This window comes from Micromonospora sp. NPDC049151 (genome assembly GCF_040648395.1).
In the GTDB taxonomy this organism is placed as follows: domain Bacteria; phylum Actinomycetota; class Actinomycetes; order Mycobacteriales; family Micromonosporaceae; genus Micromonospora.
Map to the genome: position 1 here is coordinate 65937 of NZ_JBEZDP010000024.1, position 16602 is coordinate 82538.

General features: G+C 72.6%; 16 protein-coding genes. 7 read left to right on the top strand and 9 right to left on the bottom strand.

Annotated elements, in window-relative coordinates:
* Positions 1–174: 174 nt before the first annotated feature.
* The 3 genes from AB0B20_RS24090 to AB0B20_RS24100 form a co-directional block, all read right to left on the bottom strand.
* The gene (locus AB0B20_RS24090) at positions 175–927 is read right to left on the bottom strand and encodes a FadR/GntR family transcriptional regulator (protein ID WP_357389338.1); all 753 of its coding nucleotides are present in this window, start codon (positions 925–927) and stop codon (positions 175–177) included.
* 117 nt (positions 928–1044) lie between these two features.
* Positions 1045–1296, bottom strand: a complete 252-nt coding sequence (locus tag AB0B20_RS24095) for a hypothetical protein (protein ID WP_357389336.1) — start codon at positions 1294–1296, stop codon at positions 1045–1047.
* Positions 1297–1301: 5 nt separating this feature from the next.
* Entirely contained in the window at positions 1302–1643 is a 342-nt protein-coding gene (locus AB0B20_RS24100) for a DivIVA domain-containing protein (protein ID WP_357389334.1), read from the bottom strand.
* Positions 1644–1720: 77 nt separating this feature from the next.
* On the opposite strand from AB0B20_RS24100, the gene AB0B20_RS24105 reads away from it, so the two are divergent.
* The gene (locus AB0B20_RS24105; protein WP_030503874.1) at positions 1721–2137 is read left to right on the top strand and encodes a winged helix-turn-helix domain-containing protein; all 417 of its coding nucleotides are present in this window, start codon (positions 1721–1723) and stop codon (positions 2135–2137) included.
* Between the two features lie 15 nt (positions 2138–2152).
* On the opposite strand, the gene AB0B20_RS24110 is transcribed toward AB0B20_RS24105, so the two are convergent.
* Positions 2153–2557: an Asp23/Gls24 family envelope stress response protein gene (locus AB0B20_RS24110; protein WP_262014031.1), complete on the bottom strand. Its 405-nt coding sequence runs from the start codon at positions 2555–2557 to the stop codon at positions 2153–2155.
* A 92-nt stretch (positions 2558–2649) separates the two neighbouring features.
* A complete protein-coding gene (locus AB0B20_RS24115) occupies positions 2650–4788 on the bottom strand; it encodes an ABC transporter permease (RefSeq protein WP_357389332.1) in 2139 nt (712 codons plus the stop codon).
* A 143-nt stretch (positions 4789–4931) separates the two neighbouring features.
* On the opposite strand from AB0B20_RS24115, the gene AB0B20_RS24120 reads away from it, so the two are divergent.
* The gene (locus AB0B20_RS24120) at positions 4932–5576 is read left to right on the top strand and encodes a helix-turn-helix domain-containing protein (RefSeq protein WP_357389330.1); all 645 of its coding nucleotides are present in this window, start codon (positions 4932–4934) and stop codon (positions 5574–5576) included.
* Between the two features lie 38 nt (positions 5577–5614).
* Here AB0B20_RS24120 and meaB read toward each other — a convergent pair whose 3' ends face one another.
* Together meaB and AB0B20_RS24130 are read right to left on the bottom strand one after the other, a co-directional pair.
* Entirely contained in the window at positions 5615–6616 is a 1002-nt protein-coding gene (gene meaB, locus AB0B20_RS24125; protein WP_357389328.1) for a methylmalonyl Co-A mutase-associated GTPase MeaB, read from the bottom strand.
* A 65-nt stretch (positions 6617–6681) separates the two neighbouring features.
* Positions 6682–7875, bottom strand: a complete 1194-nt coding sequence (locus AB0B20_RS24130; protein ID WP_357473612.1) for an acetyl-CoA C-acetyltransferase — start codon at positions 7873–7875, stop codon at positions 6682–6684.
* Positions 7876–7937: 62 nt separating this feature from the next.
* On the opposite strand from AB0B20_RS24130, the gene mce reads away from it, so the two are divergent.
* From mce to AB0B20_RS24155, 5 genes are all read left to right on the top strand, one after another.
* The gene (gene mce / locus AB0B20_RS24135) at positions 7938–8402 is read left to right on the top strand and encodes a methylmalonyl-CoA epimerase (protein WP_357473615.1); all 465 of its coding nucleotides are present in this window, start codon (positions 7938–7940) and stop codon (positions 8400–8402) included.
* A 299-nt stretch (positions 8403–8701) separates the two neighbouring features.
* Positions 8702–10057 carry a crotonyl-CoA carboxylase/reductase gene (ccrA, locus tag AB0B20_RS24140; RefSeq protein WP_357389322.1) on the top strand — a complete coding sequence of 452 codons (1356 nt, stop codon included), beginning with the start codon at positions 8702–8704 and terminating at the stop codon, positions 10055–10057.
* Positions 10058–10320: 263 nt separating this feature from the next.
* Positions 10321–11571, top strand: coding sequence for a DivIVA domain-containing protein (locus tag AB0B20_RS24145; RefSeq protein ID WP_357389320.1), 1251 nt, complete (start codon positions 10321–10323; stop codon positions 11569–11571).
* Positions 11572–11742: 171 nt separating this feature from the next.
* Complete coding sequence (locus AB0B20_RS24150) at positions 11743–13818, top strand: hypothetical protein (RefSeq protein ID WP_357473618.1); 2076 nt, start codon at positions 11743–11745, stop codon at positions 13816–13818.
* Positions 13819–14175: 357 nt separating this feature from the next.
* Positions 14176–15279: an AI-2E family transporter gene (locus tag AB0B20_RS24155; protein WP_357389361.1), complete on the top strand. Its 1104-nt coding sequence runs from the start codon at positions 14176–14178 to the stop codon at positions 15277–15279.
* Between the two features lie 4 nt (positions 15280–15283).
* On the opposite strand, the gene AB0B20_RS24160 is transcribed toward AB0B20_RS24155, so the two are convergent.
* Together AB0B20_RS24160 and AB0B20_RS24165 are read right to left on the bottom strand one after the other, a co-directional pair.
* A complete protein-coding gene (locus tag AB0B20_RS24160; RefSeq protein WP_357473621.1) occupies positions 15284–16093 on the bottom strand; it encodes an alpha/beta hydrolase in 810 nt (269 codons plus the stop codon).
* 67 nt (positions 16094–16160) lie between these two features.
* Complete coding sequence (locus tag AB0B20_RS24165; protein WP_357473667.1) at positions 16161–16442, bottom strand: hypothetical protein; 282 nt, start codon at positions 16440–16442, stop codon at positions 16161–16163.
* Positions 16443–16602: the final 160 nt, after the last annotated feature.

A 16602-nucleotide genomic window follows, 5' to 3' on the forward strand; every position in this document is an offset into this window, starting at 1 on the left:
GCGGTGCGACCGCCACCCCGATTCGGGGCGGTCGATGCATTGGTCAACTGGTGGTCCCCCGTGGTACACGACGAGCGATGTGGGGGAGGCTACTGGTCAGACCAGTTGAAGGGAAGACCTGGCCCAGCTAATGGCCCACTCGGGTAATCCCAGGTCAGGCCACATCAGGCGGTATCAGAGCAATACGTCCACCATCGAACGCCGCTCCTCCGGCACGTACTCGGCGTAGTAGTGGTGCAGCTCCTGGCGGGTCAGCCGGGCCACCTCGTCCGCCTCGCCCGCCCGCATCGCGTCGATGACCCGGCGATGGTGGGCCAGGGTGCGCTCCATCAGGGCCTGCGGGTCCGGCGCCTGCGCCAGCTTGGTCGAGATGAGGTCCAGCACCATGCTCCGGACCGCGTCGAGGCAGAGCACGAGCAACTCGTTCCCCGACAGCCGCGCGACGTGCTCGTGGAAGCGGACGTCCGCCGCGCTGAACGCCTCGTAGCCATCGGCCACCGCGTCCCGCATGCCCGCCAGCGCCTGCTCCAGCTCGTCCAACTCGGACGGTGACGCCATCCGGGCAGCGACCGATCCGGCCGCCGACTCGATGATCATCCGGAACTGGAGCAGCTCCGCCACGCCGAGCCGCCGGCTGTCCACGACCCGGGCGAACAGCTTGCGCATCGCCGAGGCGGTCGAGGCGATCACCTGCGGCCCCAGGGGGTCCCCGGGGCGCGAGCGGACCAGGCCGCTGCTCTCCAGCACACGCAGCGCCTCGCGCACAGTGGACCTGCTGACGTCGAACTGCGTCGTCAGCTCGCGCTCGCTCGGCAGCCGGTCCCCCGGCCGCAGATCCCCGGCGGCGATCCGCTCCTCGACCTGCCGGACGATCCCCTCGTACGCCCGCACGGTCCGCACTGGAGCGAACGAGACAGCCTTCGGCATGGCGAAACCTCCCGACGCACGGCGGCCTCGCGCCGCTGCGAACAACGGTACGGTGCATCGACCCGCCCGGTGGTCAGCCCCCGCCCGCCACGACGAGTGCGCAGGCCGGGCGGCAGGTCACCGGAGGAGGCGGCGGTCGCACGGGCCGTCGTGGTCGGCCCGCAGCAGGCAGCGCCGGCCGCCGACCATCCGCAGATCGCAGAAGACCCGATGGCGTACGCCCTGCTCGTCCTCGGCCGAGACGGTGGTCTCGCCCGGGTCTGCCTGGGCGAGCACGCCCGACCAGCGGGCCACGACCCGGGCCAGGCGTACGGCGCCGGCCAGGTCACCGGCGACCACCGGCAGGTGGATGACGAACCGTTCGCTCATCGGCCCTACACTCCCGTGTTCATCCGCTTCTGCGCCTGCTCGGACTGCCAGCGCCGCAGCGCGTCCCGGACCCGCGCGGTCTCCTCCCGGCTGACGCCGAACGCCCGGTAGACGTCGGCCAGGTCGAGCGCCACCCGGTCGAGGAACTCCTGCACCTCGGCCGGGTCGAGCCCGCGCCGGCCCAGCCGCGTCGTCCGGAACCGCCGTTCCCGTACCTGCCAGGGACGCAACGGCGTGTAGTTGGCTGCCCGGTAGCAGCCCGGCTGGGTGGTGCCGCGACCGGCTCGAGCGCACTCGAAGGAGTCATGTCCGCCGGTTACCGCGCGAACACGCTCCGACCAGAGCAAGAATCCAACATGGCTACAATCCATCATTGCCATAAAGCCTTGATGGATCAGATCTACCGGGGCACAAGGCTTACGTCATGACCATCGATCCGCGCTCGCACACGCCGGTCTACGTCCAGCTCGCCGACCTGATCCGAGAGCAGATCGAATCGGGCGCGCTGCCGCCCGGGGCGAGCGTCGGCAGCGAGTCGCGGCTCAGCCAGGAGCATCAGATCGGCCGCGACGCGGTCCGGATGGCGATTTCGCTGCTGCGGTCGGAAGGGCTCGTCACCACAAGCCGTCCGCTCGGCACGCGGGTCCGGGAGACGCCGCAACGCAGGCAGGTGGAGCTGGCCGCGGGCGCGAGAGTCGTCGCGCGGATGCCTACCGGCGCCGAGCGCCGGAACATGCTGCTGGACGAGGGCGTGCCGGTGCTCGAGATCCACGGCCCGGAGGGCGACGTGGAGTTGCTGCCGGGTGACGAGGTCGAGCTGACCCGCCCGGCACACGACTGAGCCGGGCGGCGCGCGTCAGGCGGTGGGCGTACCCATCGCCACGTCGTCGACCTTGATGTTGATCTCGTCGACCCGCAGGCCGTACGCCTCGACGGCGGACGCGACAGCGATCCGCACCTCGTCAGTCACCTGCGGAACCGGGTGGCCCGCCTCGATCACGAGGACCAGGTTGATCACGGCCGCGCCGTCGGTGACGTGGGCCGTGCAGCCCCGCCGGGCGTCGCCGACCTGGTCGAGCCCGACCCGGTCGAGCACCGCGTTGAAGAACCGGGCCACGTCACCGCCCAGCTCGGCCACGCCGGGCACCCCCCGGGCGGCGGCCACCGCGATCTTCTCCACCACCTCGTCGGAGACGTGCGTGGTCCCGGCCGCCACCGCGTCCGGCGTCACCTGAAGTTCCTGGGTCGCCTCGTCAGCCATGCTCTCCCACCCGTCGCACCGCCCCGCGCCGACGGCGTGGGGCGGTGCGAGCGTACTAGGCGGAGGCGGTCCGCAGTGGACGGCCGCCCGGTTCAGCGTGCCCCGGCCGGCGCCGGCTCGCCGATCCCGTCCAGCCCGCCGGAGGTGCCCGGCACCGGGTGCGGCCCGGCGCCGCCCGCTGCCTGCTCGCGACGCCGGAGCCAGCGGTCGACACCGAGGTTGAGCAGCAGGCCGACCGCCGCCCAGACCGCCACGACGGCCAGGTTCCGTCCGACGCCGACCCCGCCGAAGTAGACGAGCGACCGGGCCGTGTCCACCGCTGCGGGCAGCGGCAGGACGCCCTGGAGCGTCCGGAAGAACTCCGGCACCATGTAGACCGACAGGCCGCCCCCGGACGCGGGCACGCCGGCCATCATCAGGACCACCATCATCGGGATGATCGCGGCGAGGCCGAAGGTACGGGTGAACACGGCGGTCACCAGCGACACGGCGAAGATGGTGAGCGCGCCGAAGCCGATCATCTCCAGGGCGTGCCCGTTGACCGCGCCGATGATCACGTCGAACAGCAGCCACAGCCAGGCGGACATGCCGATCGCCCAGCCACCGAGGATCGGCAGGAACTGCCGCAGCCGCCGGATGTGCGGTGCCCCGCCCCGGAGCACCGCGAGCATCAGGAAGCCGGACATGATCCAGGACATGCCGACGTACAGGCTGTTGCTGCCCATCGTGTCGGTCTCGCTCAGCGGCGACACGTCGGTGACCGCCAGTGGCATCTGCTGCCCGGCCGCGACCTGCTGGAACATGGTCTGGACCATGGTGTGCTGGCTGGACCCGGCGGCCGAGGACGAGTACAGCGTGGCCTCGCCACCGGGCGTGGACGGCAGCACGTACGCGGCGACCAGGTCACGCGCGAGGATGCGCTCGCGGGCCTCGTCCACCGATGCGGCCACGGAGATGTCGACGACGCCGTTCAGGCCCGCCCGCAGCCCGGCGGCGGCCCGCTCGGCCTGCTCCGGGACGGCGGCGACCACCGCGACCGGGATGTCGTGGGGCTCCGGCTTGTGCATGGAGAAGCTCATCAGGCCCACCACGACGACAAGGATGCTCAGCGGGAACGCCGCGACCGTCGCGTACCGGAATCGCTTGGACCGCGGCGGCCCGCCGGCCAGCGCGGGCAGCGGCGTGTCCGGGCCGTCGACCTGCGGTGCCTGCGGGATGGGTGCCCCACCGCGCTCCTTGAGCAGGCAGAGCGCCACGGCGGCGACGATCCACGCGGCGAGCGTCAGCAGGTGGACGCCGATGCCCCGGCCGTCGAAGTAGAGCGCCGACCGCAGCGCCTCGCCGGCCGCCGGCAGGGGCAGTACGCCGTGCAGGAACTGGAAGAACCCGGGCATCGTGTGGACCGGCAGCGCCAGGTTCGACGCGGGCATGCCGAACACGACGAAGAGCAGCATCCCGAGCAGGACCGCCAGCGGCCCCATCAGCTTGGTGAACAGAAGCTGGGCGAGACCGACGGCGGCGGTGGCGAGCATGCCGACGCCGAGGAACGTGAGGTAGTGGCCGTCCACCGCGCCGACGACCGGGCCGAGGATCAGCCAGACGATCGTGCTGGTCAGCGCGGACCAGCCGGCGACCAGCGGGACGAACCGCCGCAGGCGCAGCAGGTGGGGGGTGGCCATCAGGAGCAGGCTCAGCGGCACGTACCCGGCGAGCATCATGCCCATCGCGGCGAACAGCACGGCGATGCCGGCCCGGTCCTCGTCGGGCAGCGCCGCGACCTCCTCGACCGTTGACGTCCACTGCTGCTGCACCGCGACCGGGGCGAGAAGCTGCTGGGCGGTGGCGGAGGCGGAGGCCCCGGCCGCCGAGGCCGTGAAGATCGTCGCCTGGTCCGACCCGGCGGCCGGGAGTTGCAGCGCGCCGCTGATCTGCCGGTCCCGCAGCAGCTCGACCGCGGCGTCCCGGGACGTCACCAGGCGGGCCTCGACCGGCTCGCCGGGGGTGGCGTTGAGCGCGTCGACGACGCCCTGCGCCTGGGCGCCGCTGCCGACCACCGCCACCGGCATCTGCCGGGGGTGTGGGGAGTGCATCGTCGCCACGTAGGTCGCGAACATCATCGTGACCATGAGGAACGGCATGACGAAGAGGGCGACCGAGCGGATGATCCGTTCCTTGCGGTCGGCGGCGTTCGGCTCGGCGGTCGCCGGGTCGGTGGTGGACGGCACAGGCATGCTCCGGACTGGGTTCGCGGCCGCGTCGGGCCAGAATGTAAGTCAGCTGACTTACGTAGTGTAGGTGACGCCGGCACCGGACCACGAAACGACTAGGTTTGGCCTGCGCCACAGTCGCGCGGTCCACGAGGAGGGGTGCGGTCATGGCACGGTCGGAGGCAGCCCGCGTCGCGCTGCTCGACGCGGCCGAACGCCTGTTCGCCGAGGAGGGGATCGCCCAGGTCTCCGACCGCCGGGTGGCCGAGGTGGCCGGCAACACCAACCACTCGGCGGTGCGCTACTACTTCGGCGGCCGGGAGGGCCTGCTCCGGGCACTGGTCGCCCGGCACATGGACGCCCTCGCCGGACCTCGCCGGGCGATGCCCGAGCAGCCCGACTCGGTCCTCGGCGACGTGCGCAGTCTCGTACAGCCGTCCATGGCGGTGCTCGCGAGCCTGCCCCGGCCGAGTTGGCGGGCCCGCTTCCTCGCCCAGGCCCTGCACGACCCGACGCTGCGGGTGCTGATGCGCGAGGCGTTCGAGTCGGCCTTCGTCGACCTGCCGGCCCGCGCGTCGCTGGCGTCGCGCCTGGCGCACCTCGACCGGGGAGTGGTGGCCGGCCGGTCGGCGCTGATCGCCCGCATCGTCATGACCGCCACCGCCGAGGTCGAGGCCCGGGCCGAGCAGGAGGGGCAGGACCCGCGCTGGCTGGACGTCGGCGACTTCCTCGCCGACGCCATCGCCGGCATGCTGGCGGCTCCGGTCAGCCGGCCCGGAGCCGCCAACCCGCTCACCGACGCGGAACTCTGAGCCCGGAGGCGGGCCGGCCGAACCCGGCGGCCGCGCCTTCAGGAACCGAGCTGGGCCAGCAGCTCGTCGGCCGCCGCGTACGGGTCGAGGGCGCCCTCGGCCACCTTGGCCGCGAGCGTCGGGAGCTGCGTACCGTCGCGCAGTGAGCCGATCCGGGCGCGCAGCACGCCCAGCGCGATGGCCTCGATCTCGGCGGCGGCCCGCGCCTCCCGGCGGCGGCGCAGCTCGCCGTGGCGCTCCAGCCACTCGCGGTGCTTGTCGATGGCGGCGGCGATGTCGTCGATGCCCTCGGCGCGCGCGGCGATCGCGCGCACCACCTGCGGACGCCACTCCCCCGGCCCGCGCTCGCCGAGCGCGATCATGCCCTGGATGTCGCGGACCGTCGCGTCCGCGCCGTCCCGGTCGGCCTTGTTGACCACGAAGACGTCGGCGATCTCCAGGATGCCGGCCTTGACCGCCTGGATCGCGTCGCCCATGCCCGGCGCGAGCAGCACGAGCGTGGTGTCGGCAAGCGACGCCACCTCCACCTCGGCCTGCCCGACGCCGACGGTCTCGACCAGCACCACGTCGCAGCCCGCGCCCTCCAGCACCCGCACCGCCTGCGGCGTCGCGGCGGAGAGCCCGCCCAGGTGACCCCGGCTGGACATCGAGCGGATGTAGACGCCCGGGTCGGTCGCGTGGTCCTGCATCCGGACCCGGTCACCGAGGATGGCGCCGCCGGTGAACGGGCTGGACGGGTCGATGGCCAGCACGCCGACCCGGTGGCCGCGCGCTCGCAGCGCCCGTACCAGCTCGTTCGTGGTGGTCGACTTGCCCACCCCCGGCGAACCGGTCAGGCCGACCACCTGGGCGTGCCCGGAGTACGGCGCGAGCGCCGCCGCGACCTGCGGCAGCACCTCGTCGCCGGACTCGACCAGGGTGATCAGCCGGGCCACCGCGCGGGGGTCGCCCGCGCGGGCCCGTTCCACCAGCATGGGTACGTCCCGGCTGCGGCGCACCGGGCCGGTGGCCGCCGCCGGGGCGTTACTTGCGTCGTTCACAGTGCCGCCTTCGTTCGCGACTGCGGGGCTCGCAAACCCGGCTCACTCCTCGCACTCACAGATAATCAGCTCTCGGCGCCGTTCGGGACGTGGATGATCAACGCGTCGCCCTGCCCGCCACCGCCGCAGAGCGCCGCCGCGCCGGTGCCGCCGCCGCGCCGCTTCAGCTCCATCGCGAGCGTGAGTACGAGGCGGGCGCCGGACATGCCGATCGGGTGGCCGAGCGCGATCGCGCCGCCGTTGACGTTCACCTTGTCGGGGCTGATGCCGAGGTCACGGGTGGACTGGATGCCCACCGCAGCGAACGCCTCGTTGATCTCGATGAGGTCGAGGTCCTCGATGCTCAGGCCGCCCTTCTTCAGGGCGTGGTTGATCGCGTTCGACGGCTGCGAGTGCAGGGAGTTGTCCGGGCCGGCCACGTTGCCGTGCGCGCCGATCTCGGCCAGCCAGGTCAGGCCCAGCTCCTTGGCCTTGGCCTTGCTCATCACGACCACTGCGGCGGCGCCGTCGGAGATCGGCGAGGAGCTGCCGGCGGTGATGGTGCCGTCCTTGGTGAAGGCGGGACGCAGCCGGCCCAGCGACTCGGCGGTGGTGTCCGGGCGGATGCCCTCGTCCTCGCTGATCACCAGCGGGTCGCCCTTGCGCTGCGGGATGATCACCGGGGTGATCTCCTCGCCGAAGTGGCCGTTCTTCTGCGCGGCGGCGGCGCGCTGGTGGCTGGCCGCGGCGAACGCGTCCTGCTCCTCGCGGGTGATGCCGTGCTTCGCGCCGTGCCGCTCGGTGGACTCGCCCATCGAGCAGCAGTCCCAGGCGTCGGTGAGGCCGTCGAGGGCCATGTGGTCCTTGACCGTCACGTCGCCGTACTTGTAGCCGGAGCGCTGCCCGAGCAGCAGGTGCGGGGCGTTCGTCATGGACTCCATGCCGCCGGCCACCACGACGTCGAACTCACCGGCCCGGATGAGCTGGTCGGCGAGCGCGATCGCGTCCAGCCCGGAGAGGCAGACCTTGTTGATGGTCAGCGCCGGGGTGGACATCGGGATGCCGGCCTCGACGGCCGCCTGCCGGGCCGGGATCTGCCCGGCGCCGGCCTGGAGCACCTGGCCCATGATCACGTATTGGACCTGCTCGGGCGCGACGCCGGCGCGCTCCAGGGCCGCCTTGATCGCGATGCCACCGAGCCGGGTCGCGGGGAGGTCCTTGAGGTTGCCCAGCAGGCGCCCCATCGGGGTCCGCGCGCCGCTGACGATCACCGAAGCCATTGCCTGCCTCCGAGGGGGTGCCGACCTGTACGCCTTAACGATTGTTCGGTCAGACTAGCGTCATGGCTGAGAACTCCCCCGTCGAGCCCGCTGCCGAGTTTGTCACAGACATCGGCCTGCGCCGCATCGACCACGTCGGGATCGCCGTGGCCGACCTGGACGCCGCGATCGACTTCTACCAGCGCACCTTCGGGATGCGCTGCGTGCACACCGAGACCAACGACGAGCAGGGCGTACGCGAGGCGATGCTCGCGGTCGGGCCGGACGCCTCCGGCGGCATGGTGCAGCTGCTCGCCCCGCTCTCCCCGGACACCACGATCGGCAAGTTCCTGAACAAGCGCGGGCCGGGCATCCAGCAGGTCGCGTACACGGTGGCGGACATCGACGTGGCGTGCGCGGCGCTGCGCGAGCGCGGCGTACGGCTGCTCTACGACACGCCCCGGCGCGGCACCTCGGACTCCCGGGTCAACTTCGTGCACCCGAAGGACGCCGGCGGCGTGCTGATCGAGCTGGTCCAGCCCGCCTGAGCCGCAAGGAAGGGCCCCTTCTTAACAGACGTCTGTTAAGAAGGGGCCCTTCCTAACAAGTGGGAACGCGCGCGGCCGTGCGCGCTTGCGCGTTCCCACGGACAGCTCCACTCATCGGTGGATGCAGTTTTTCACAGAGGGCTTCCCGCTTTAGCTACCGTTCAGTAACGTCCGCCGGACAGGAGCGCGACCGGTGCCGGAATGTGTCGATTGCCGACATGGCGGTCCCGTCGCACCGGCGCCGACGATGGCAGCACCCCTGCCCGCGTTGTGCGGGTGCGGACTAACGGGAGGTCACCGTGCAGGACATCCTCGAAGCGATCATGGCGGCGGAGGGTTCGTCGCAGCCGGAGCGGGAGCTCGCCGGCCTCGCCGGCCTGCCCGTGCCGGAGAGCTACCGGGGCGTGGTGGTGCGTGCCGAGGACACCCGCATGTTCGAGGGCATGGCCACCCGTGACAAGGACCCGCGCAAGGCCCTGCACGTGCAGGAGGTGCCGGTCCCGGAGCTGGGCCCGGGTGAGGCGCTGGTCGCGGTGATGGCCAGCGCGATCAACTACAACACGGTGTGGACGAGCATCTTCGAGCCGCTGCCCACGTTCAAGTTCCTCCAGCGCTACGGCCGGCTCTCCGAGCTGACCCGCCGCCACGACCTGCCGTACCACGTGGTCGGGTCGGACGCCGCGGGCGTGGTGCTGCGTACCGGGCCGGGCGTGACCAAGTGGAAGGCCGGCGACGAGGTGGTCGCGCACTGCCTGTCGGTCGAGCTGGAGGACTCCGCCGGTCACGACGACACGATGCTCGACCCGCAGCAGCGGATCTGGGGCTTCGAGACCAACTTCGGCGGCCTGGCCGAGCTGGCGATCGTCAAGGCCAACCAGCTCATGCCGAAGCCGCGCCACCTGACCTGGGAGGAGGCGGCCAGCCCCGGGCTGGTCAACTCCACCGCGTACCGGCAGCTCGTCTCGCACCACGGCGCGAACATGAAGCAGGGCGACGTGGTGCTGATCTGGGGCGCCTCCGGCGGCCTCGGCGGGTACGCCACCCAGATGGCCCTCAACGGCGGCGCGATCCCGGTCTGCGTGGTCTCCTCGCCGGAGAAGGCCGAGCTGTGCCGCAAGATGGGCGCCGAGCTGGTCATCGACCGGACCGCCGAGGGCTTCAAGTTCTGGAAGGACGAGGAGACCCAGGACCAGGACGAGTGGCGGCGCTTCGGTGAGCGCATCCGCGAGCTGACCGGCGGCGAGGACCCGGACATCGTCTTCGAGCACCCGGGCCGGGAGACGTTCGGCGCCAGCGTCTACGTCGCCAAGAAGGGCGGCACGATCGTCACCTGCGCCTCCACCAGCGGCTACAACCACCAGTACGACAACCGCTACCTGTGGATGCACCTCAAGCGCATCGTCGGCAGCCACTTCGCCAACTACCACGAGGCGTGGCAGGCCAACCGGCTGGTCGCGCTCGGCAAGGTGCACCCGACCGTGTCGAAGACCTACGCGCTGGAGCAGACCGGCCAGGCCGCGTACGAGGTGCACCGCAACGCGCACCAGGGCAAGGTCGGCGTCCGGTGCCTCGCCCCCACCGACGGGCTCGGCGTCCGCGACACCGAGATGCGTTCGCGCCACGAAAGCGCCATCAACCGGTTCCGCGGTCACTGACCGTACGGTCGTCAGGGATTGCCTTTCCGGCCGACCGGGGCACCATTCGACCGGCGTACGCACAAAGGGCCGCGGGTACCGACCCGCGGCCCTTTTCGCGCCGCCTTCCGCGCAGAAGCCCGACCCGCCCCACCCGCCCGGGAGCTGCCAAGATCGCCAGTTGGTCCGTTGTCACCGGCCGACCGAGTTGACCATGTAAACAGGACGCGAAAGGTGCCGACCGCTCTTGCGAACCACCCTGGGGCGTCTGCCAGTATGTCCCAATGCCCCAGCAGCAGTCCTCCCCTCTCGCGTTCTTCGATAACGCGAACTCACAGCCCGATTTCACCGTTGGCCTGCGTGGTTACAACACCAACCAGGTCGACGACTTCATCGGCCGCCTCACCGCCGCCCTGAGCCAGTCCGAGCAGGCCCGGGCCGAGGCCGAGCAGCGGATGAACGACGCGCAGCGCCGCCTGCGGCAGGCCGAGCAGCGCCAGAACGCCCTGGAGCAGAAGCTCACCGAGACCAACAAGCAGCTCGAGGAGAACAGCCGGCCGACCCTGTCCGGCCTGGGCACCCGCGTCGAGCAGATCCTGCGGCTGGCCGAGGAGCAGGCCAACGACCACCGCAACGAGGCCAAGCGCGAGTCGGAGGGCATCCTCTCCGCCGCCCGCCTCGAGGCGCGTGAGATCACCGACAAGGCGCGCGCCGAGGCCGCCGCCATGAAGGCGACCGCCGAGCGCGAGGCCGGCAGCGTCCGTACCGCGGCCGAGCGGGAGGCCGCCGAGGTTCGCGTGCAGGCCCGCCGCGAGGCCGACACGCTGCGCGCCGACGCCGACCGGGAGACCAAGCAGCTCCGTACGGTCACCGCGCACGAGGTCGCCGAGCTGAAGTCGACTGTCGAGCGCGAGGTCGCCACGCTGCGCGCCACCGCCGAGCGGGAGATCACCCAGCAGCGGGCCAAGGCCGCCCGGGAGGCCGAGGAGAAGCGGGCCGAGGCGACCAAGCTGCTCACCGACGCGCGCGACAAGCGCGACAAGGACCTCCAGGCCCTGGAGCTCCAGCTCGCCGAGCGGCGGGAGAAGGCCGAGCGCGAGGAGTCGGAGCGGCACGCCGCCCAGGTCGCGCAGACCCAGAAGCTGGTGAACGAGGCCGAGCAGCGGGCACGCGCCGCGCAGGAGCGGGCCAAGGAGATCGAGCAGCGGGCCGAGTCCCGGCGGGTCGAGTCCGAGCGCACCGCCAACGAGACAGTCGACAAGGCCAAGGCGCTCGCCGACAAGACGCTCAACGAGGCGCGCGCCGAGGCGCAGCGGGTGCTCAACGAGGCCCGCACCGAGGCCGAGCTGACCACCCAGGCGGCCCGCCGCGAGGTCGAGGACCTCACCCGGCAGAAGGACGCCGTCACCTCGCAGCTCGGGCAGATGCTCTCCGGCCTGGCCGGCATCGTGCCGGGTGTGCCGGCCGGCGGCAAGACCGAGACGCCGAAGGCCGACGCCTCCGCGCAGAAGGTGACGGCCGAGTCGGCCGGCTGACCGAACACCCGCTGTCGGGGGCATGAGCCACGGCGCGGGGTGACACCGGGTGACCGGTGTCGCCCCGCGCCGTCATGCTTGTGCGGACCGTTTCGCCAGGAGGGTGAAGTAGCTCCCAGAAGGGGCGTCCGTATCGCCCCAGCAGAGCCGGTTGCGTGTGAGGATGGGGGCATGTCGCACGGCGAGGAACTGTTCGCGCTCGGCGGGGACGTGACGACGGAGCCCAGCTTCGAGTCCGCCCTTCGGGGGTACGAGAAACGGCAGGTCGACCGCTACGTCGCTCGCGCGGAGCACGAGATCGCGGCGTTGACCACCGAGCGGGAACAGGCGTACACCCAGATCCACAAGCTGGCCGGTCAGGTCGAGGTGCTGCAGCGCGACCTGGCCCAGGTGCGCAAGCAGGTGGGGGTGGTGGACCGGGCCTCGTTCCGGCACCTGGGTCCGCGCGTCGAGCAGATCCTCACCATGGCGGAGGAACAGGCCGACGAGATCCTGAGCGCCGCCAACGAGGAGATCGAGGCCCGCCGCGCCGCCGCCGAGCACATCGTCGAGGAGGCGCGGGAGCAGGCCGCCCAGGCGCTGAAGGACTTCGAGATCGCGCTGGCCGCCCGCCGGGCCGAGGAGGAGCGGCACACCGCCGCCCGCAAGGCCGAGGCCGAGGCCACGCTCAAGACCGCCAAGGAAGAGTCGGCGCAGCTGCGCAAGGCCGCGCAGGACGAGTCGGCGAAGCTGCGTACGGCCGCGCAGGACGAGGCCGAGAAGCTGCGCCGCACCGCCCAGGACGCGCTGGCGAAGGCCCAGCAGGAGGCCACCCAGCTCCGCGACACCGCCAAGGAGATCCACTCCCGGGCCCAGCAGGAGGCCGCCCGGCTGCGCGAGGCGGCCAAGGAGGTGCTGGCCAAGGCCCAGCAGGAGGCGAACCAGCTCCGCGAGGCGGCCAAGGAGGTGCACGCCAAGGGGCAGCAGGAGGCCAAGCGGCTCACCGACGCCGCCGCCGAGGCCGGCCGGGCCACGCACGCCAAGGCGCTGGCCGAGGCCAAGAAGATCGTGGACGACGCGGAGGAGGCGGCCAAGGCCACCCGTGGCCGGGCCCGCGCCGAGGCCAGCCGGCTCACCACCGAGGCCACCGAGGCCGGCAAGCGCAACCGCGCCGAGGTCGAGGCGTACGTGCAGCGCATGCGCACCGAGACCGAGGCGTACGTGCAGCAGTCCCGCGCCCAGACCCAGCAGGAGCTGGGCGCGTGGCGGGCCGGGGTGGAGAAGGAGGTCACCGAGCGGCGGGACAGCGCGGAGAAGGAGCTGGCCCAGCGCCGGGCCGCCGCCGAGCAGGAGTTCGCCAAGCGCCGGGACGAGCTGGACAAGCAGCACGCCAAGCGGCAGGAGGAGCTGGAGCAGGCGTACACCACGCGGCGCGACGAGATCGAGCGCACCGCCGCCGACGTCCGGCAGGCCGCCGAGGCGGACGCGCTCAGCATGCGGCAGCAGGCCGAGCTGGAGGCCGCCGAGCTGCTGCGCCGTGCCGAGGCGGACGCCGGCGCGCAGCGCCGCAAGGCCGACGAGCACGTCGCGGCCTCGCGGCGCCAGTTCGAGGAGTACGCGGCCACGACCCAGCAGCACCTCGCCACCACCCAGCAGCACCTGGCCGCCACCCAGCAGGAGGTGGCCGCCGGCCGGCAGCAGCTCGCCGGGGTGATGCTGGAGATCGCCAAGGCGCAGCAGGAGCTGGCCGACCTGCGTACCGAGACCTGGAAGTCGCGGCAGGAGTCCGACGACCTGCAACGCCGCCTCGGCGACCTGCGGCGCGACGCCGACTCGGCCGGGATCGCGGCCACTCCGGTCGACCCGGACGAGCTCGCCACTGCCGCGTCCGCCGGCCGCTCGACCGGCGACGGCGAGCCGGCGGGCGGCGACGCCCCGGCTGATGTCCCGGTCGGTGGCGGTGCGCCGGTGGCCGCGAAGGCCGACACGAAGGCCGACACGACGGGCACCACGCCGGCCAAGGGCGACGGCGAGCCGGCCGAGGCGGGCAAGGCCAAGCCGGTCGGTGAGCCGGTGACCACCATGGACTCCCCCGCCGGGGCGGGCGTCGACGGCGAACCGACTGTCGCCGCCGTGCCGGGCGAGGGTGGCCGGGGCGCCACCCCGACGAAGATCACCAGCACCGGCGAGAACGGCAAGCGCCCCACCAAGCCGACCACCGACGAGCGCAGCGCCAAGCCCAGCGCCGTCACCGTCGACAAGGACTGATCCGACCGCCTCGGATGCCGCTACTTCGGCCAAAGTGGCGGCATCCGGCCCGCCCGGATCACGCGACTTCCCTGAACCGCCGGCCGGCGAGCGCGGCGGCAGTGGTGGTGGGATGGCCGGCGCGGGGTGGCGGCGACTACCCTGCGGGCAGAGGGTCGCGCGTCGGCCGGGGACGTCACCGGCGGGCCGCCGGGCAGCGGGGAGAGCCGGGAGGCACGGGTGTCGCAGGAGGGCTCCGCCGCCCACGAGGACGAGGCCGCGGACGTGCACATCGCCGGCCCGGTGAAGCCCGCGAGCGAGACCACACGCGCCGCCGCGAGCGACACCACGGGTGCCGCGAGGAGCCTGCGAACCGGCATCGAGGCGAGCAGCGAGCGGCCCGCCGACGTCGAGCCGGGTGAGTTCGAGCCGAGCGGGCGCTTCGGTGTGCCGGGGCGGCCACTGCGGCGCAGCGCCTTCCTGATCGGCTTCACCGGCGCGCTCGGCGTGCTGCTGGCGTACGCGCTGTTCCTGGGCCTGCGCAACGCGGCCGGCATCCTGGTGCTCGTGGTGATCGCGTTGTTCCTCGCGGTCGGCCTGCACCCGGCGGTGGTCCGGCTGCGCAGGTGGGGCGTGCCGCGCGGTCTGGCGGTGGCGGTGGTGACGCTCACCCTGCTGGCGCTGATCGTCGCCGGCCTGCTGGCGCTGGTGCCGCCGGTGGTGACCCAGTCCGGCCAGTTCGTGCAGCAGCTACCCGGCTACGTCGAGGAACTGCGCCGCAATCCCACAGTGAACGACCTGGTGATCCGGTACGACGTGATGGAGCGGGTCCAGGCGGCGGCGAACGCGGACACGATCGGGCGGGCGCTCGGCGGCGTGCTCGGCGGGGCGCAACTGATCTTCGGGACGATCTTCCGCCTGCTCACCGTGCTGGTGCTGACGATCTACTTCCTGGCGTACTTCGACAAGCTGCGCGAACTCGGGTACGCGCTGGCACCGCGCTCGCGCCGGGAGCGGGTCCGGCTGATCGGCGACGAGATCCTGACCCGGGTCGGCGCGTACATGGTCGGCGCGCTCGCCATCGCGGTGCTGGCCGGCGTGACCACGTTCGTGTTCGCGCTGGTGGTCGGCCTGCCGTACCCGTTCGCGCTGGCGGTGGTGGTCGCGGTGACCGACCTGATCCCGCAGATCGGCGCGACGCTGGGCGCGGTGGTGGTGACGCTCGTCGGGCTCGCCACCGACCTGCCGGTGGGCATCGCGTGCCTGGTGTTCTTCATCCTCTACCAGCAGGTGGAGAACTACCTGCTCTATCCGAAGATCATGCGCCGGGCGGTGTCGGTGAACGAGGTGGCGGCGTTGCTCGCCGCGCTGCTCGGGGTGGCGCTGCTGGGCGTGGTGGGCGCGCTCATCGCGATACCCACGGTCGCCGCGTTGCAGTTGATCCTGCGCGAGGTGGTGCTGCCCCGCCAGGACGCGCGCTGACCCGTTACTCGGCGCGTCGCTGGGCCGGGCCGGGCACCGGGGTGTCGGCGAACGCGGCTACCGTACGGTCGGCGTACGCGCTGACGTCGCCGGTCTCCATCGGGCCGTCCCAGGTGGTCGGCAGCGGCAGCGGCACGCCGGGGGCGACCCGCCGGACGATCTCGTCCAGCACCTTCTCCGCGTCGCCGACCCAGAGGTGCTTGGCGCCGTCCACGCCCACCACCTCGGCCTGCGGCACGGCGGCGAAGCGCTGCCGGGCCTCCTCCGGGCGCAGGTAGTCGTCGAACTCGGGGACCAGCGCGGTGAGCGGCTTGCCGGAATCGGCCCAGACCGCCAGGTCCTCCGGGGCGGAGAAGCGCAGCGGCGGGGAGAGCAGGATCGCGCCGGCCACCGCCGGGTCGCAGCCGTACTTCAGCGCCAGGTCGGTGCCGAACGACCACCCGACCAGCCAGATGTTCGGCAGCTCGTGGAACTCGGCGTACTCGATCGCGGCGGCCACGTCGAACTTCTCGCCGACGGCGCCGTCGAAGGTTCCCTCGCTGGTGCCGCGGACGCTGCTGGTGCCCCGGGTGTTGAACCGGAGCACGGCCAGGCCGGCCAGTGCGGGCAGCCGCCAGGCGGCCTTGCGGAACACGTGGCTGTCCATCATCCCGCCGTGGGTGGGCAGCGGGTGCAGGCAGACCAGCGTGGCGGCCGGTTCGCGGTCCAGCGGCCGGGCCAGTTCGCCGACGAGCGTCAGCCCGTCGGCGGTGTGCAGCTCGATGTCCTCCCGGCGGCCGGGCAGGATCGACGACGCGCGAATCGGAGTGCTCACGCCTGCCAGTCTCCCGTGTCGGCGGCCCCGCCGCCCACCGGGACGGGAACCTGGTGATCCAGATCGCTCAGCCGTAGCGCGGGGCGCCCCGGCCGCGGTGGAGGTTCGGCCCACGCCGGTCCCGGGCCCGCCAGCAGCCGGAGTGCCAGTGCCGGCGGTCGGTCAGGTCGCCCCGGTCGTCGGCCGGCCAGGCCACCAGGTGCGCCACGCCGGGGCGGATCTCCTGGTCGCAGCCGGGACAGCGGTACGTCTTGGCTGACGCCCCGCCGCTGATCGCGCGTACCTGCCAGTCGCCGTCGCGCCACTGCTGCACTGTCGGCACGCCGTGGCGGGCACGCTCGCCGTCCACTGCGGCGATCTCGTCCCGGCGGGGACGGTTGCGACGGGGGCTCACGATCCCAGCCTACGGCCCCTCCCCACCCCACCGCCGATGCCCCGAAACCGAGCGATCTTGGTACGGGTACGCCCTCTCAGGGGCAGTTCCGTACCAAGATCGCTCGCGCGATCGG

Coding starts and splice junctions, on each gene's coding strand:
- AB0B20_RS24120 (WP_357389330.1), top strand. CDS start 4,932: ATGGCACGGTCGGAGGCAGCCCGCGTCGCGCTGCTCGACGCGGCCGAA.
- AB0B20_RS24145 (WP_357389320.1), top strand. CDS start 10,321: ATGCCCCAGCAGCAGTCCTCCCCTCTCGCGTTCTTCGATAACGCGAAC.
- mce (WP_357473615.1), top strand. CDS start 7,938: ATGGCTGAGAACTCCCCCGTCGAGCCCGCTGCCGAGTTTGTCACAGAC.
- AB0B20_RS24090 (WP_357389338.1), bottom strand. CDS start 927: ATGCCGAAGGCTGTCTCGTTCGCTCCAGTGCGGACCGTGCGGGCGTAC.
- AB0B20_RS24095 (WP_357389336.1), bottom strand. CDS start 1,296: ATGAGCGAACGGTTCGTCATCCACCTGCCGGTGGTCGCCGGTGACCTG.
- AB0B20_RS24115 (WP_357389332.1), bottom strand. CDS start 4,788: ATGCCTGTGCCGTCCACCACCGACCCGGCGACCGCCGAGCCGAACGCC.
- AB0B20_RS24150 (WP_357473618.1), top strand. CDS start 11,743: ATGTCGCACGGCGAGGAACTGTTCGCGCTCGGCGGGGACGTGACGACG.
- AB0B20_RS24110 (WP_262014031.1), bottom strand. CDS start 2,557: ATGGCTGACGAGGCGACCCAGGAACTTCAGGTGACGCCGGACGCGGTG.
- AB0B20_RS24130 (WP_357473612.1), bottom strand. CDS start 7,875: ATGGCTTCGGTGATCGTCAGCGGCGCGCGGACCCCGATGGGGCGCCTG.
- AB0B20_RS24105 (WP_030503874.1), top strand. CDS start 1,721: ATGACCATCGATCCGCGCTCGCACACGCCGGTCTACGTCCAGCTCGCC.